15 protein-coding genes are annotated in these 15745 nt (G+C 72.4%); 8 read left to right on the plus strand and 7 right to left on the minus strand.

The genetic code is table 11. The features are described from left to right. The 6 genes from AB0H93_RS28005 to AB0H93_RS28030 form a co-directional block, all read left to right on the plus strand. A partial coding sequence (locus AB0H93_RS28005) for a phosphonate C-P lyase system protein PhnH (protein WP_358576306.1) occupies positions 1–510 on the plus strand: 510 nt, incomplete at its 5' end. Beyond that, positions 510–1670: a carbon-phosphorus lyase complex subunit PhnI gene (locus tag AB0H93_RS28010; RefSeq protein ID WP_358576307.1), complete on the plus strand. Its 1161-nt coding sequence runs from the start codon at positions 510–512 to the stop codon at positions 1668–1670. The genes AB0H93_RS28005 and AB0H93_RS28010, both read left to right, overlap by 1 nt. Next, positions 1667–3445: an alpha-D-ribose 1-methylphosphonate 5-phosphate C-P-lyase PhnJ gene (locus tag AB0H93_RS28015; protein WP_358576308.1), complete on the plus strand. Its 1779-nt coding sequence runs from the start codon at positions 1667–1669 to the stop codon at positions 3443–3445. Before AB0H93_RS28010 ends, AB0H93_RS28015 begins: the two co-directional genes overlap by 4 nt. An 8-nt stretch (positions 3446–3453) precedes the next feature. Then, complete coding sequence (locus AB0H93_RS28020; RefSeq protein WP_358576309.1) at positions 3454–4188, plus strand: ATP-binding cassette domain-containing protein; 735 nt, start codon at positions 3454–3456, stop codon at positions 4186–4188. Between the two features lie 283 nt (positions 4189–4471). Beyond that, entirely contained in the window at positions 4472–5656 is a 1185-nt protein-coding gene (locus AB0H93_RS28025; RefSeq protein WP_358576310.1) for an alpha-D-ribose 1-methylphosphonate 5-triphosphate diphosphatase, read from the plus strand. Continuing rightward, a complete protein-coding gene (locus AB0H93_RS28030; RefSeq protein WP_358576311.1) occupies positions 5653–6462 on the plus strand; it encodes an inositol monophosphatase family protein in 810 nt (269 codons plus the stop codon). The genes AB0H93_RS28025 and AB0H93_RS28030 overlap by 4 nt, the downstream gene beginning before the upstream one ends. 112 nt (positions 6463–6574) lie before the next feature. Here the strand turns inward: AB0H93_RS28030 and AB0H93_RS28035 are convergent, their stop codons facing one another. The 4 genes from AB0H93_RS28035 to AB0H93_RS28050 form a co-directional block, all read right to left on the minus strand. Then, positions 6575–7396 carry a xanthine dehydrogenase family protein subunit M gene (locus tag AB0H93_RS28035; RefSeq protein ID WP_358576312.1) on the minus strand — a complete coding sequence of 274 codons (822 nt, stop codon included), beginning with the start codon at positions 7394–7396 and terminating at the stop codon, positions 6575–6577. Continuing rightward, entirely contained in the window at positions 7393–7866 is a 474-nt protein-coding gene (locus AB0H93_RS28040) for a (2Fe-2S)-binding protein (RefSeq protein WP_093262086.1), read from the minus strand. The genes AB0H93_RS28035 and AB0H93_RS28040 overlap by 4 nt, the downstream gene beginning before the upstream one ends. A 67-nt stretch (positions 7867–7933) precedes the next feature. Continuing rightward, entirely contained in the window at positions 7934–10192 is a 2259-nt protein-coding gene (locus tag AB0H93_RS28045) for a xanthine dehydrogenase family protein molybdopterin-binding subunit (protein ID WP_358576313.1), read from the minus strand. 89 nt (positions 10193–10281) lie between these two features. Further along, complete coding sequence (locus tag AB0H93_RS28050) at positions 10282–11070, minus strand: aldolase/citrate lyase family protein (RefSeq protein WP_358576314.1); 789 nt, start codon at positions 11068–11070, stop codon at positions 10282–10284. A 373-nt stretch (positions 11071–11443) separates the two neighbouring features. Here AB0H93_RS28050 and AB0H93_RS28055 point away from each other — a divergent pair, with 373 nt between their 5' ends. Then, complete coding sequence (locus AB0H93_RS28055) at positions 11444–12148, plus strand: FadR/GntR family transcriptional regulator (RefSeq protein ID WP_358576315.1); 705 nt, start codon at positions 11444–11446, stop codon at positions 12146–12148. Between the two features lie 93 nt (positions 12149–12241). On the opposite strand, the gene AB0H93_RS28060 is transcribed toward AB0H93_RS28055, so the two are convergent. Then, entirely contained in the window at positions 12242–13243 is a 1002-nt protein-coding gene (locus AB0H93_RS28060; protein ID WP_358576316.1) for an LLM class flavin-dependent oxidoreductase, read from the minus strand. A gap of 83 nt (positions 13244–13326) precedes the next feature. Between AB0H93_RS28060 and AB0H93_RS28065 the strand changes: the two genes are divergently transcribed. Beyond that, positions 13327–13971: a TetR/AcrR family transcriptional regulator C-terminal domain-containing protein gene (locus AB0H93_RS28065; protein WP_358576317.1), complete on the plus strand. Its 645-nt coding sequence runs from the start codon at positions 13327–13329 to the stop codon at positions 13969–13971. A 93-nt stretch (positions 13972–14064) separates the two neighbouring features. Here AB0H93_RS28065 and AB0H93_RS28070 read toward each other — a convergent pair whose 3' ends face one another. After that, positions 14065–15342 (minus strand): hypothetical protein, encoded by a 1278-nt coding sequence (locus AB0H93_RS28070; RefSeq protein ID WP_358576318.1) that lies wholly within the window; start codon positions 15340–15342, stop codon positions 14065–14067. Continuing rightward, the gene (locus AB0H93_RS28075) at positions 15339–15719 is read right to left on the minus strand and encodes a hypothetical protein (RefSeq protein WP_358576319.1); all 381 of its coding nucleotides are present in this window, start codon (positions 15717–15719) and stop codon (positions 15339–15341) included. The genes AB0H93_RS28070 and AB0H93_RS28075 overlap by 4 nt, the downstream gene beginning before the upstream one ends. Between the last annotated feature and the right edge of the window lie 26 nt (positions 15720–15745).

Consider the following 15745-nt stretch of genomic DNA (forward strand, 5'->3'; position numbering starts at 1 on the left):
CAGGACGAGTCGCTGCGGGTGGTCCAGGTCGGGATCGCGTCCCTGCAAGGGATTTCAATGGAAATTGCGGACCACCGGGTTCCGGAGGCGTTGTTGCCGGTGTTGGCGCTGGCCGACCTGGACACCCCCGTGCACGTCGACGACTGCGCCGACGCCGTCCGCACCCAGACCTCCGCGCCGATCGTCGACCGCCCCGCCGCGCGCCTGGCGGCGCTGCTCAGGCCGCTCGACGACCTGGCCGGGTTCCGCGTCGGAAGCGCCGACGCGCCCGAAGACGCCGCGCTGATTTCCCTTGCCGTGCGAGGTTTCGGCCACGGCACGCCGCTGCGGCTCTCCGGGCCGGGCGTGCCGGGCCGCCGCGAGCTGCGCGTCGCCGGCCTGCCCGCCGACTTCGTCGCGCAGCGGCGGGACCTGATCTCCTTCCCGGCCGGCTTCGACCTGCTGCTGGTCGCCCCCCGCGGGGAGCTGGTCGGGCTGCCGCGCTCCACCCGAGTCGAGGAAGGTGCCTGATGGGATATTCCGGAGTCCGCGGCGGGATGAACGCCATCCTCGCCGCCGAGCGGCTGGTGCGCCGGTCGCGGGACCACGCCCCGGCGGAGTGGGCGAGCACCGAGCAGATCGTGCTGCGGTTCCGCCTGGCCGTCGACCGGATCATGGGCGAGGCGGGCCTGTACGACCCGCCGACCGCCGCCGACGCGTTCCGGCAGGCCGAGGGCGACGTGCTGGAGGCCGCGCACCTCGTGCGGGCGCACCGGTCGACGCTGCCGCGGCTGGCGGTCACCGAGCCCGTCGACCCGGACGAGATGGTGGTGCTGCGCCGCATCGTCCCGGCCCACCGCACCCCGGACGGCCCGCAGCTGCTGGGCCGCACCACCGACTACACCGGCCGCCTCCTGGAGCGCCCGGACGGAGCGCAGGGCGACGATTTCGCGCGAAGCCCCGCAGGCGTGGAGAGCGGCGAGCTCGCGCGAAATCGCGACGACGAGCAGGAGCGACCGGCTGAGCGCACGCCGGAGCAGCGGCAGCCGCGCCGGTTCTACCAGCTGCTCCGCGACCTGGACCTGGTCGTCGAGCACGGCGAACCGGCCGAGGACCCCGAGCCGTTCGACATCACCCGGAGGGCCGCCCGCCCGCCGGCGCCGCGTTCGGCGGTGCTCTCCAGCATGGCCCGCGCGGAGACCGGTGCGCTGGTCGGGCTCTGGTACCGGTCGATCCTCGGGCCCGACGGCGACGTCCACGAGATCACCCTCGGCGACACCCGGCACGGCCGCGTGCCGCTGCGGGTCGTGCACCCGCACACCGGGAATCCGGTGGAGATCGGGCAGATCCGGGTGACCGAGGTGGAGGGCATCGAGGACCTCGACGGCGCCGAAGAGGACCGCACCCGCTTCGACGTCGGCTACGGGCTCTGCTTCGGGCACAACGAGCGCAAGGCGATCGCGATGGCCAACCTGGACATCGCCTGGCGTCGCGCCGCGCCGGACAGCCCGCTGGAGCAGCTGCTGCTGCTCACCACCGACGGGCTGGATTCCGGCGGCTTCCTGGAGCACCTCAAGCTGCCGCACTACGTGACGTTCCGGTCCATGGTGGACCGCAAGATCGCCCGGCGGACGGCGCGGAACTCGACCGAGCCGCGCGTGCCGGAGCCGTTCGGGGAGGAGTGCCGATGACCACGGCCGTGCGGGATCTGCTGTCGGACACCGACGACAGCGCGGGGATCCTCGACGAGGGAGCGAAGCGGGAGATCCGGCGGGCCGCGCTGGTCGCGGTGTGCGTGCCCGGCTACCAGGTGCCGTTCGGCTCCCGGGAGATGCCGGTGGCCCGCGGCTGGGGGTCCGGCGGGCTGCAGGTGACGCTGGCCGTGATCGGCGAGCAGGACGTCGTGAAGGTGATCGACCAGGGCGACGACGGCGGCGTCAACGCGGTCAACCTGCGGCGCATGATCGCGGGCACCACCGGCTGCGACGCCAGCACCGACACCCGGCGGGCGACGGTCATCCAGTCGCGGCACCGGATTCCGGAGGAGCGGCTGGGCCGCCAGCACGTCCTGGTGTACCAGGTGCCGGTGCCGGAGCCGCTGCGCGGCGTGCAGAAGTCGGTCGTCGAATGCGCCCGGATGCACGCCGAGAACGACTACTCGGCGATGTGGGTCAGCCTGTACGAGGACATGGTCCGCAACGGCGTGATCACCAAGTCGACCGGCTACCCGGTGCTGGTGGACGGCCGCTACGTGCTGGCGACCAGCCCGGTGCCGCGCTGGGACGTGCCCAAGCTGCACCAGTGCGAGCACCTGAACCTCTACGGCGCGGGCCGGGAGAAGCGGATCTACGCGATCCCGCCGCACACCGACGTGGTGCCGCTGACCTTCGACGACATCCCGTTCGAGGTCGAGCAGGTGCCGGGCGCCAGCTGCAAGTACTGCGGCTCGACGACCAGCTTCCTGGTCGAGGGCGGCGAGGGCACCTACGTGTGCAGCGACTCGGACTGGTGCTCGCGGGTGGAGGCCGGGGACGCCGACGTGGCGGGGCATCGGCTGCCGGTGGACATGCTGCCGGAGGTGGCGCCGCGGCCGGTCGAGGTCGTCGAGGCGCCGCGCCCGGTGGACGGTCCGGAGTGGACGCTGCGCGTCGACGGCATCGGCAAGGTGTACGGGCCGGGCGGCGCGGGCGCCGTCGCGGGCACCGGTCCCGAGCACGGGACCGCGGTCAGCCCGGAGACCGGCGCCGTGGTCGCGGCCTGGGACGTGTCGTTCGACGTCGCACCCGGTGAGGCGCTCGGGATCATCGGCGAGTCGGGTTCCGGCAAGTCGACGGCCCTGCGCTGCGTGATCGGCGACGAGCCCGCCACCGGCGGCGGCGTCTACCTGTCCAGTGTGGACGGTGGTCGGACGGACCTGCTGGGGATGGGTTCCGCGCAGCGCAGGCGGCTCCGGGTGGACACCATGGCCGTCGTCTACCAGGACCCGGCCGCCGGGCTGGACCTGCGGGTGACCGCCGGCGGCAACGTCGCGGAGCGGCTGACCGCCGCCGGGTGGCGCGGCTACCACGCGATCCGCAAGCGCGCGGCCGAGCTGCTCGACCGCGTCGAGGTGCCGCTGTCCCGCATGGACGACCCGGTGAGCACCTTCTCCGGCGGGATGCGCCAGCGCGTCCAGATCGCGAAGGCGCTGGCCACCGAGCCGCCGGTGCTGCTGCTCGACGAGCCGACCACCGGGCTCGACGCCTCGGTCGCGGCGGGCGTGCTCGACCTGCTGCGCGGGCTGCTCAGCGAGCGCGACATCGCGGCCGTGGTGGTCAGCCACGACTTCGCGGTGATCGAGGCGCTGACCGATCGCAGCCTGGTCATGCAGCTCGGGCGCGTCGTCGAGCGGGGCCTGACCGACCAGCTGTTCGCCGACCCGCACCACCCCTACACCCAGCGGCTCGTCGCCGCCGCCCGGAGGTGAGGTCCACAATGGACGCCAAGCCCGTGCTGACCGTTCGCGGCCTGCACAAGACGTTCGCCCTGCACACCGTGGACGGCCGGACGGTCGTCTCGCTGCGCGGCGTCGACCTCGACGTATCCGCGGGCGAGCACGTCGCGATCGCCGGGCCCAGCGGTGCAGGCAAGTCCAGCCTGCTGCGCTGCACGCAACGCAGCTACCTGCCGGATTCCGGATCGGTCGTCCTGCACACCGATGACGGGCAGGTGGAGCTGACCGCGCTCCAGGATCGCGCGCTCGCCCGGCTGCGCGGCCGGCAGCTCGGCTACGTCTCGCAGTTCCTCGCCACGCCACCGCGCACCGGGCCGCTGGAGGTCGTCGCGGCCGCGGCCCGGCGCCGCGGGCTGGACCGGGCGGAGGCGCGAGACGCGGCGGCGGAGTCGCTGCGGCGGCTGGCGCTGGACGAGGCGCTGTGGGACGTCGACTGCGGGGTCCTCTCCGGCGGGGAGCGGCAGCGGGTCAATCTCGCGGCCGGAACCGTGCGGCCGCCGCGACTGCTGCTGCTGGACGAGCCGGTTTCGGCGCTCGACCCGGCGAACCGGGAGCGCGCGCTGGAGCTGATCGCGTCGCTGACCGACCAAGGCGTGGCGGTGCTGGCGGTGTTCCACGACCTCGACGCGATCCGGCGACTGGCGACGCGGGTGGTGGAGATGGCCGACGGCCGGATCGTCCGCTCCGGCACGGCCGAGGAGGTGCTCGCCGCATGAGCAGCCCTGTGAACCGCACCCCAGGGGACCGCGACGCGAACCAGCCATAGGAAACCACGAAACTCGAGTTTGACCTGGCACGTAACCACAACTGTGAAGCGCGGAGAGGCGGAACGGGCATGAGTAGCCCGGTGTCAACCGCAGCCCTCCTCAACCGCACCCCAGGGGACCGTGACGCGAACCAGCCACGAGAAACCGCGAAACTCGAGTTTGACCTGGGACGTAACCACAACTGTGAAGCGCGGAGAGGCGGAACTGTGAATCGCGGAGAGGCGGACCAGTCATGAGCAGCGCGGTCGAGGAGGTCAGCTGGCCATTGGCGGCGGCGCCGAAGGACTACGTGCTGGGGCACGTGCGGGCCGTGCTGCCGGACCGGGTCACCGACGACAGCCGGATCGTGGTGCGCGCCGGGCGCATCGAGGCGATCGAGGACCACCCGGCGGGATCGTCCTGCGACGTCGACGGCGGCGGCCTGCTGTGCATCCCGGGCCTGATCGACGTGCACAGCGACGCGCTGGAGCGGGAGCGCATGCCGCGCCCGTCGGCGGTGCTGCCGTGGGATTTCGCCCTGCTGTCCTTGGAGGGCAAGCTCACGTCTGCCGCCGTCACGACGGTGTTCCACGGCGCGGCGTTCCAGCACAAGACCTCGCGCGGGACGCAGCGCTCGATCGGCGGCGCGAGCGAGTTGTGCGAGACGGTGCGTGCCAGGGGAGCGGGGCCGGTGGACCACCGGGTGCTGTACCGGCTGGACGCGCGCTCCGCCGAAGGCGCCGCCGCCCTGCGCGCGCAACTGGACACTGTGGACGATGGCGCGCTGGTCTCGCACGAGGACCACACGCCGGGCATCGGGCAGTACGCCGACCGGCGGCAGATGGAGCGCTACCTCGTCGGCGCGGACGGGATGGCGCCGGAGGAGGCCGAGCAGCACGTCACGGAGATGATCGCCGAGCGCGGCGAGCTGCTCGACGTGCGGGACGAGAATCTGGCCTGGCTGGGCGACCTCGCCCGGGCCGGGCGGATTCGGCTGCTCGGCCACGACCCCGAGTCGGCCGAGGAGATCGCCGCGCTGTGCACCAGGGGCGGCGCGGTGGCGGAGTTCCCGACCACGATGGCGGCGGCCGTCGCGGCCCGCGAGCACGGCCTGCCGGTCGTGGCGGGCGCGCCGAACGTCCTCCGCGGGCACTCGCACAACGGGAACGTGTCGGCCCGGGAGCTCGCCTCGCGCGGGCTGGTCACGGCACTGGCCTCGGACTACCTGCCGTCCGGGCTGCTGGCCGCGGTGTTCGGGCTGGCCGGCGAGCTCGGGTTGCCCCCGGCGATCGCCCTGGTGACCGCCGGGCCCGCGGCGGTCGCCGGGATCGCCGACCGGGGGCGGCTGGAACCCGGACTGCGCGCGGACCTGGCGCTGGTGGAGCCGGGGCCGAAGTGGCCGCTGGTGCGGGCCGTGCTGTCGGGAGGTGCGGCGTGATCGGATGGCCGGTGCCGGATCCGCAGATCCCGTCCGCCGCGCACGCGGTGCTGGCCGAGGCGGCCAAGGCCGCGTCGGCGGCGTTCCGAGACGCCCGGGCCCGCTACGACCGGGCGCAGCTCGCCGAGACGTCCTCGATCGGCGCGGACGGCACCGCGTCGATGCGGCTGGACCTGCTGGTGGAGGCCGCGATCGCGGAGGTCGTCGAGGCGCACCGGATCAACCTGCTCAGCGAGGAGGTCGGGTTCGTCGACAACGGCTCGGCGGTGACGCTGGTGGCCGACCCGGTGGACGGCACGGCGAACGCCGCCGCCGGGGTGCCGCTGTCGGCGTTCTCGGGCGCGATCGTGCTCGACGGGACGCCGGTGGAGGCGCTGACCTGCTGGCTGGACACCGGGCGGTGCTGGCACGCGGTCGCCGGGCAGTCGCCGGAGTTCCGCACCAGCGGCCGGCGTTCGCTCGACGGCGCGGCGGTCAGCCTGCTGCGCCCGCACGAGCGCAGCACGGACGCGTGGTGGCGGGTGGCGAAGTGGGCGGCGCGCGTGCGGATCCTGTCCACGACGTGCCTGGAGACGATGCTGGTGGCGGAGGGCTCGACGGACGCCTTCGCCGACGCGGGCTCCGACACCCACCGCATCGTGGACCTCGTCGCGGCGATGGTCGCGCTGCCCGGAGCGGGCGGCGCGGTCCTGGACGTCCACGGCAGGCCGTTGGAGGTCGACCCGGACCTCCGGCGCCGCTGGTCCGGGGTGGCGGCGGCAACGCCGGAGCTGGCGGAAGAACTCGCCGCCACCATCCGCGGCTAGGCATCCAGCAGTCCGCCTCGGCGTGCCGGGACAGCAATGGGTCCACAATGGACCTCTGTGTGAGACGAGGGCGCCCTTGACCGCTCGGTCAAGGGCGCCCTCGTCGGTTCCGCTACGCGCCGCGTGCCGCGGCGGCTTCCAGCGCCCGGCGCACCAGCACCTTCGCCAGGTGCCTCCGGTAGTCGGCGCTGGCGCTTGCCTGGTCCGGCGGCGACGTGTCCTCCGCCGCCCGCTCCGCGGCCTCGGCGGCGCTCGCTCCGCTCGCCAGGGCCGCCTCCACGCCGTGCGCCCGCATCGGCGTCGGGCCCATGTTCACCAGCGCTACGCGCTGGCCGGCGACGGCTACGCCGACCACCGCCCAGTCGATCGCCCGCTTGGTGAACTTCTGGAAGTCCCAGCCCTGCGCGGGGTTCTTCGCCACCCGGATCTCCACCAGCAGCTCGTCCTCGCCGAGCGCGGTCTCGAAGAAGTCGGTGAAGAACTCCGTCGCCGGGATCTCCCGGGTGCCCGACGGGCCCTGCGCGACCAGCACCGCGTCCATCGCGAGCGCCACCGCGGGCAGGTCGGAGGCCGGGTCGCCGTGCACCAGCGAGCCGCCGATGGTGCCGCGGTGGCGGACCTGCGGGTCGCCGATGGTGCCCGCGGCGTGCGCCAGCAGCGGCACCTCGCGGGCCAGCAGCTCGGAGTGCTCCAGGTCGTGGTGCCGGGTCAGCGCCCCGATCCGGATCTCCGAACCCTCCTCGCGGATGTAGGACAGGTCGCGCAGGCCGCCGAGGTCGATCAGCACCTCCGGCACCGCCAGCCGCAGCTTCATCAGCGGCAGCAGCGAGTGCCCGCCGGCGAGCAGCTTCGCGTCGTCGCCGTGCTCGGCGAGCAGGCTCAGCGCCTCCTCGACGGTGTTGGCCTTCTTGTAGGTGAACGCGGCAGGGATCATTCCGCGGCCCCCGACTTCTCCTTGGCCGCGGTCAGCACGGCTTCGACGATGTTGTGGTAGCCGGTGCACCGGCAGAGGTTGCCCTCCAGGCCGGACCGCACGTCGGCTTCGGTCGGGTTCGGGTTCTCCTCGACCAGCGACACCGAGGCCATCACCATGCCCGGCGTGCAGAAACCGCACTGCAGGCCGTGCTTCTGCTGGAAGGCGCGCTGCATCGGGTGCAGCTCCTCGCCGTCGGCGAGGCCCTCGATGGTGGTGACGTCGTGGCCGTCGGCCTGGGCCGCGAGCACGGTGCAGGACTTCACCGACTCGCCGTCGAGCAGCACCGTGCAGGCCCCGCACGACGTGGTGTCGCAGCCGATGTTGGTGCCCGTCAGGCCGCAGTCCTCCCGCAGGTACTGAACGAGCAGCGTGCGGTCCTCGACCTCGTGGCTGCGCTGCTCGCCGTTGACGTTGATCGAAACTTGCACGAAACGAACTCCTAAGCACTTGTCGGGTCAGCGTGATCCACTCACCCGAACCAACTCCGCGGGCTGTCTATGCCTCGTTGATGGCCTTCCACACCCGTTCGGGTGTGGTGGGCATGTCGATGTGCCTGACCCCGAGGTGGGCCACTGCGTCGACCACTGCGTTCTGGACCGCCGGGGTGGCGCCGATGGTGCCCGCCTCGCCGATCCCCTTGACGCCCAACGGGTTGAGCGTGGTCGGGGTTTCCATCGTCAGCAGCTCGAAGCTGGGCAGCTCGGCCGCCGTGATGAAGGCGTAGTCGGCGAGGTTGGCGTTCTGCGGGTTTCCGTCGGCGTCGTAGGAGACCTCCTCCAGCAGGGCTTGGGCGGCGCCCTGCGCGATGCCGCCGTGCCGCTGGCCCTCGGTGAGGATCGGGTTGATGATCACGCCCGCGTCGTCAACGGTCACGTGCCGAAGATAGTTCACCTTGCCGGTTTCGGTGTCGACTTCGACGACCGCCAGGTGCGATCCGAACGGGAAGGTCGGCCGGTCCTCCGTGAAGTGCACGTCGGCGGCCAGCCCCTCGTCGGCGCGCTGGGCCAGCTCCGCCCAGGACAGCGCAACGCTCGGCGTGCCGCGCACCTGCCACGTGCCGTCGGTGAGTTCGAGGTCGGCCTCGTCGATCTCGATCAGCTCCGCGGCCAGCTTGCGGGCCTTCTCCTTGACGTCCACCGCGGCCCGGTGCACCGCGGACCCGCCCAGCTGCAGCGAGCGGGAACCCATGGTGCCCACGCCCTTCGGGATCAGGTCGGTGTCGCCGTGCACGACCTCGATCTTGTCCAGGTCGATGCCCAGCTGGTCGGACACCAGCATCGCGTAGGAGGTCCAGTGGCCCTGCCCGTGCGGGGAGCTGCCGGTGAGCACCAGAACGCTGCCGTCCGGGCGGATCTCGACGTGCCCGGTCTCGCCCTCGGTGTTGTTCGGCGCGGTGATCTCCACGTAGCTGGCCAGCCCGATGCCCAGCTGGAGCGTGGCGCCCTCGGCGCGCCGCTTGGCCTGCTCCTCGCGCAGCGCCTGGTAGTCGGCGGCTTCCAGGACCGCGTCCAGGCCCTTGATGTACTCGCCGGTGTCGTAGGTCATGCCGCCCGGCGTGTCGAACGGGAACTGCTCGGGGCGCACCAGGTTGCGGCGGCGCACCTCGGCCGGGTCGACGCCGGTCTCGGCCGCGAAGAGGTCCATCGCGCGTTCCACGGCGGCGGTCGCCTCCGGCCGCCCCGCGCCCCGGTAGGCGCCGATCGGCGTGGTGTTGGTGACGACGCAGCGGGCGACGGAGTCGACCTTCGGGATGTCGTAGACGCCGCTGACCATGAACCGGGTGAACAGCGGCAGGAACGCGCCCATCCGCGGGTAGGCGCCGACGTCCTGGACGATCTCCAGCCGGTAGGCCAGCACGGTGCCGTCGCGGCGGCCGCCGATGGTCACCACCTGCCGCTGCGCGCGGCCGTGGGTCATCGCGACCAGGTTCTCGCTGCGGCTCTCCACCCACTTCACCGGGCGACCGGCGCGCTTGGCCAGGAACGCCAGCAGCGCGGCCTCCTGCTCGACGCCGATCTTGGCGCCGAAGCCGCCGCCGACGTCGGGCGTGATCACCCGGATCCGCTCCTGCGGCAGCCCCAGGTTCGCCATCAGCTCGTCGCGGCAGCTCTGCGCGTTCTGGTTGGACAGCCACAGGGTGACCTTGTCGCCGTCCCAGGCGCAGGCGGCGGTGCGGACCTCCAGCGGCGCGGCGGCGAGGCGCTGGTTCTCGATCTGCTTGGTGACGACGACCTCGCAGCCGTCGAACAGCGAATCGTCCAGCTCGCCGCTGGTGCCGGTGACGTTGGTGCCCGCCTCCGGGAACAACAGGACCTCGTCGCGCAACGCGTCGGCGACGTCGACCACCGGGTCCAGCGGGTCGTAGTCGACGGAGACGAGTTCGGCGGCGTCCTCGCCCTGCGCGCGGGTCTCGGTGAGCACCACGGCCACCGGCTCGCCGACGTAGCGGACCGTGTCGCGGGCCAGGTGCGGTCGTTCCATCGCGGCAGGTGGGGGGCCGCTGACGCCCATCTGCGAAACGAACGGCGGGAGGTCGACGTCCGCGCCGGTGAACACGCCGGCCACGCCGGGCAGCTCGCGGGCCGCCGAGGTGTCGATCTCGGTGATCTTGGCGTGCGCCAGCGGGCTGCGCACGAAGGTGACGTGCAGTGCCCCGGCGAGTGCGGGATCTCGCAGGTCGTCCACGTAGGTGCCGCCGGCGGTGAGTAGGCGCGGGTCCTCGCGGCGCTCGACCCGGGTGCCGAGAATGCTCAATGGTGCCTCGCAGTCAACAGGATCAGAATCGGGAACCGACCAGTGAGTCTGGTGCGACGTCCCGCGCCGCACAAGACTCGCGGCCGTTTTCAGGCGTAGTCGCCGGCGCCTGCGGCTCGTCCCGCTCGTCCGGTCACCTGGCGGACCGCCGCGGTGGCCGCCTCGCGGAGCAGGACCGCGTCGGAGCTCAGCGACGCCAGGTCGAAGCCCAGGTCGTGCCAGCGTTGCACGGTTTGGGCGCTGTCACAATGGATGCCCGCCAGCACGCCGTTGCGGCGGCAACTGTCCAAAATGGAGCGGACGAGCTGCTCGTGCTCGGCCTCGCGGACCGCCAGGACGGGCGCCATCCCGTGGCCGAGGGCCAGATCGGACGGGCCGATGTAGGCTGCGTCGATGCCCGGCGTGGACAGGATCTCGTCCGCGTTCCGCACGCCTTCGGGGGTCTCGATCATCGCGGCGAGGACGGTGCGCCGGTTGCCGGCCTCCGGCGTGTAGTCGTCGAGCTCGAACGCCGCCCGGATCGGGCCCCAGCTGCGCGAACCCATCGGCGGGTACTTCGCCGCCTCGACCGCGCGGCGGGCCTCCTCGGCGTTGTTGACCATCGGCACGATGATGCCGTGCGCGCCGGCGTCGAGGGCCTTCATGATCTGGTCCGGCTGGTTCCACGGCACGCGCACGAAGGTCGGCGTCCCGGTGATCGCGAGCGCCTGCAGCATGGGGACCATCTGGTCGTAGCCGACGAGCCCGTGCTGGGTGTCGATGCAGACCCAGTCGTATTCGCAGCGGCCCATCAGCTCGGCGGCGAACGGGCTGGGGATCGAGCACCAGCCGCCGACCGTCGGGCGACCGGCCTCCAGGGTTTCACGCAGCGTTGCCATCATGCTCCTTCGAACTCGATCGCCGACCGCGGCTTGCCGGCGTTCGGCGGGGGTCGTGCCGGGCCGGCGCCGCCCCGGCGTTGCGGGCGAAAACGGTGCTGGTCGAAGGGATTCGACGGTGCTCGGGACGTCCGCGACTCTAGGACACATCTGATGTTTCGAGCAATACGCCGGGCATGCGTCCGCGGCCGCTGACCGGCCAATACCCTGTCGAACAACCGATTTCACCGTAGTTCCCCGATCGAACGATCAACGTTGACGTACGGGAACGTCTGATGTATCGGCTGCGGTGGCTCGTGAGTACTTTGGATCGCTATAGCGGACCGAAGTGCTCACGAGCAGCGCGCGGGCCGACCGATGTGGAGGGCGCGGGATGGGGCGGAGCAACGACGCGATCGAGAAGATCCGCCAGCTCATCGCCGGCGGCGAGCTGAGCCCCGGCGCCCGGTTGCCGCGCGAACCGGACCTCGCCGCGCAGCTCGGGCTCTCCCGCAGCTCGATGCGGGAGGCCGTGACGGCGCTGGTGCACGCGCAGGTGCTCGACGTCCGGCGCGGCGACGGCACGTACGTGACGAGCCTGGAGCCGCACCGGCTGCTGGAGGGCATCGCCCACGCGGTCGAGCTCATGCAGGACGACACGCTGCCGGAGATCTTCGAGCTCCGCCGCCTGCTGGAGCCGCAGGCGACGGCGCTCGCCGCGGAGCGGATCACGCCGGAGCAGCTGGCGCGGCTGCGCGGACACCTCGACGCGATGCGCCGATCGGAGACGATCGAGGAGCTCATCACGCACGACGCCGAGTTCCACGCCTGCATCATGGCGGCCACCGGCAACCGGACGCTGACCTCGGTGGTCAACGGCCTGGCGGCGCGCGCCCTGCGGGCCCGGACCTGGAACGCCCTGAACATCGCCGACGCGCGCGAGCGGATCATGTCCCAGCACCAGGCGATCTACGAGGCGCTCGAAGCCGGTGACGCGGCGCTGGCCCTGTCCTGGGCGACGATCCACGTCACGGCGTCGGAGAAGGACCTCCTCCGCACCATCCCGCCCGCCGACCGGCGGGGCGCCGGTTCCGTCTGAAAGCCGCGTCCTAGAGGTTGTTTCAGAATGCTCGCGTGCGCCGTGACGGCCTCGGCGCATACGCCCTCGGCCGAGCGTTCCCGGAGCAAGTCCCTAGTCCGCGAAGACCTTCTCCGCTTCGCGGATCGTGCGCAGCGCCGCTTCGCGCGACCCGGCGCCTTCGGGCATCAGGAGGACGCGCCCGACGCCCAGGGTCGCGACGCGGTCGGCCAGCTGCCTGCGGCATTCCGCCACGTCGCCCGCGATGTGGCAGTCGGCCAGCGCGGCGGCCTCGTCGAACGCCTGCGCGGCCGTCGGCGCCGGACGCTCGACCAGCGGCACGGCCTCGCGGGAGATCTGCAGGTTCAGCTCGGCGATCCCGTTCGCCAGCAGCCGCCTCGCGGTCGGGGTTTCGTCGGCGATGGCGAAGTACGCCGAGTCGATGTTTTCCAGCGGGTCCAGCCGGTGGCCGGATTCGGCCGCCGCCGCGGCGTGCGCGTCCAGCACCGCGCGCTTCGCTGCCACGTCGATGAACGGGCTGAGCAGCACCGGAAGCCCGTGGCGGGCCGCCAATCGCGCGGATTCCGGCGATGACGAGGCCAGCACGAACGGCGCGCGGGACGTTTCCGGTGCCGGCACGATCCGCACCTCGTCGAAGCGGTACCGCTCGCCGCCGCCCTTCGCGCGTCCCTGCCGCAACGCCTCGTCGAGCAGGGCCACGGATTCGTCGATGTCGCGGAAGCCCTCCAGGCCGGTGCCGAATATCTCCAGGTCCACCAGCGGTTGTCCGCGCCCGACGCCGAGCGTGAACCGGTCGCCGGATAGGTGCTGGAGCGCGGAGGCCTGCTCGGCGAGGGCGAGCGGGTGGTGGTTGGGCAGCACGCAGACCGCGGTGCCGACGCCCAGGTTCGTGCGGCCCAGCAGGAAGGCCGCCATCGCCAGGGCCGACGGGTTCTGGGCCCGGGAGTTGAAGTGGTGCTCGGTCGTCCAGGCATCGTGCCAGCCGTGCCGTTCGGCCTCGCGGACGTATTCCAGCGACCACTCGAAGACCTCGCGGCCGCTCGCCCCGCTCCCGAACGAGTCGGTGAACAGGACCAGTCCGTACTTGGTGCGCATGCGCCCTCCTATTTTTCGTCGGCTAGACGAAAAAGTTAGCAGCTGGTGTCGGCCCGGTCGAGGCGGTGCGTTAGGTTGGGCTCGTGACCACGCCGGATGCCCCGAGGCGGCGCGGGCGGCCGCCGAAGCTGACCCGCGACGCGGTCGTGGCAGGCGCGCTGGAGGTGCTCGACGAGTCGGGGCACGGCGGGCTGTCCATGCGAGCGGTCGCCGAGCGCCTCGGCGTCGGCAAGATGAGCCTGTACCACCACGTGGCGGACCGCTCGGAGCTGGAACGCCTGGTCATCGAGCGCCTGCTCGCCGCGGTCGAACTGCCGGACGCGGCGCTGCCCTGGCAGGAGCGGATCGCGGCGCTGGCGCACGGCATCCGCGCGCTGGTCTTCCGGCATCCCAACGCAACTCCGCTGCTGGCGCTGCGGGAGTACAGCGACCCGGTGGCGCTGCGCCTGCCGGACGCCGTCATGACCGCGTTGCACGACGCGGGCCTGCGCGGGGCGGCGATGGTCGGCGGCTCGCGCCTGGTCTTCAGCTATGCCATCGGATTCGCCCAGCTCGACCTGGTCGACAAGGCGGACTCGGCAGGGGACTCGCCGATGGCGGCCCTGCCGGAGGCCGAGTTCCCGCACGTGGTGGCGGCGGCGCGGGAAACCCGGAACCACGGCCTGGACGAGCAGTTCGACCTGGGCCTGAAACCCCTGCTCGCCGGCCTCGCCGCGATCGCGTCCTGAGCCGCGGTCCGCCCGCCACCATTCCACGTCGTGGCGGCGATCGGCCACAGTGGACCGTTTGGTTCACCCGTAGCGGAAATCCACAGTGGAACGTCAGCCGGACAGGAGGAGTAGCAGGCCGGTGCAGGTGAGCAGGACCATCGCGATCACCACCGGGAGCTGGCCGCGGCGGGCCTGCTTCGGCGGGAACAGGCGGAGGGCCTGGTCGTGGGCCGCGGCGGTGCCGGCGATGTGGCCGAGCACGATCGCGTTGATCTGCACCATCGCCACCAGCTCCGGCGACACCAGCCGGTAGTCGATGGCGTGGTCGCGGGTGCCGAACAGGTCCAGCCCGGTGCCGAACGGGTCGCCGGCCAGGATCAGCGTCGTCTGCCCTTCCAGCAGGAAGAACGAGAAGTAGTGCGCGATGGCGTAGCCGAGCGCGATCGGCAGCAGCGTCGGCGCGAACAGCCCGGGAAGCCCGCGCGCGGGCGAGACCAGGGCGCTGAGCCGCATCGCGATCGCGTAGAGCGCCGAGACGGCGGCGATCGAGCCGAGCAGGCCGAGGGTATCGCCGAGGGCGCCGCCGGACTGCCAGAAGGTCGTCCTGGTCAGGCCGTCGAACCCGGTGGCGCCGATGAGCACGCACGCCACCGCCGCCATGCCCGGCTCGTCGTCGGTGCGCACCAGCCCGGCCAGCGGATTGCGCAGGATCAGCGCGCCATCGCTGCGACGGCCGATGGGGCACAGCCGCGCGATCAGCGTCGCGTACACCTCGAAGCCGTCGCCGCGCGCGAACCAGCCCGACCCGAAAACCCGCGCTGCGACGAGGTTCACCACCGCGTAGCCGACGATCACGCCGCCGACCACGCGCGGATCGGATCGCGCCGGCAGGACCAGTTCCAGCCACACGAAGGCCCCCAGCCACACCGCGGCGGGCCAGTACCCCAGTCGTGAGGGGTAATGGTCGCCATGACGACCATTGCCGCTCACGACGGATAGGCACGAATGCAGCGTCCGCAGCGGGTTGACGACCCGCCACACCGGACCGAACAGCGCGCTGAGCGGCACCAGGCCGACCCAGAACGTCACGTACAGCGTCCAGGGCGCGAGGTTCCGCTCCGTCTCCGGTGGCCCGAAGAACGCCACGGACACCACGAGAACGGCCAGTGCGAGCGTCAGAATCCTTGCCGCCCAACGAAGTCCGGGCGAGTCGACGAAGCGCAGGAACGGCAGCGGCCGCCCGGCGTCGGGGTTCAGCCACGGCCGCGACCAGAGCTTCGCCAGCGCCGCGAACGAGATCGCCACCGCGATGCCGCCGCCGATGATCGCCGCGACGCCGTTGAGCGGCAGGTCGGTGCGGCCGCCGAGCCCGTGGGCCAGGAAGTTCACCGCACCACCAGGCTGGGCAGTGCCGAGCCGGAGTGGTGCAGCTCGATCTCGAACACGCCGGGGATGTCCGTGCGGAACTCGACGGTCGCCGGCTCGCCGGGGCGGAGCTGCGCGGACTTGTCGTATCCGTGCACGTGCAGTTCGTCCGCTTCGTCGCTCCGGACGGTGAGCCGGACCAGGCCGCCGTGCGGCGCCTGGAGCCGTTCCGACGGGCCGCGCACCTGGCCGTCGACGACCTCGAAGTCCGCCGAGACCACGCTCGCCGCCGAGGACTCGGCCTGCAGCGCGGGCGGTTCGGCGGCGGGAGGAGCCGCGCAGGCCGACAGCAGTGCGGCGCCGGCCAGCAGGGCGAATGCGAAGCCTCGCGCGGTCGTCATGAATCCTCCGTAGGCCGCTCAGGTGA

This window comes from Saccharopolyspora sp. NPDC050642, from assembly GCF_040654735.1.
GTDB lineage: Bacteria > Actinomycetota > Actinomycetes > Mycobacteriales > Pseudonocardiaceae > Saccharopolyspora > Saccharopolyspora elongata.